This is a genomic window from Amycolatopsis sp. SID8362 (assembly GCF_010550475.1).
In the GTDB taxonomy this organism is placed as follows: Bacteria; Actinomycetota; Actinomycetes; order Mycobacteriales; family Pseudonocardiaceae; genus Amycolatopsis; species Amycolatopsis eburnea.
Window position 1 is genome coordinate 1 of sequence record NZ_JAAGNB010001649.1, and the last position, 402, is coordinate 402.

General features: G+C 76.6%; 1 pseudogene. It reads left to right on the forward strand.

What is annotated here, in order from left to right:
- Positions 1-402: pseudogene (locus tag G3I65_RS50770) on the forward strand (CHAT domain-containing protein); the annotation flags it as partial.

Consider the following 402-nt stretch of genomic DNA (forward strand, 5'->3'; position numbering starts at 1 on the left):
GAGCGGGCAGCGCAGACGCGCGGGGTGCTCGGCTACGTCCTGACGCTGACCGGGCGCACCGCCGAAGCCCTGCGCGAACTCGACCGCGCGATGCCCGAGCTGACCGGGCCGGCGGCGGCGCGGCTGCGCATGCAGCGGGCCGTCGTGCTCACCGAAATCACCCGGTTCGGCGACGCCGCGGCGGGGTTCGCGGACGCCCTCGAGACGCTCCGGGCCGCGGGCGGCGACGACCTGATCGAGGCGACGATCCGCACCAACCGCAGCATCGTGCTGGCCCGGCTCGGCGACTGGCGGGGTGCCGAAGACGACCTGCGCCACGCCGAACGCGGGTTCGCCGCGACCGGCCACCTCGGGCGGACGGCGATGGTGTGGCAGAACCGCGGGCTGGCCGCCACCGTGCGC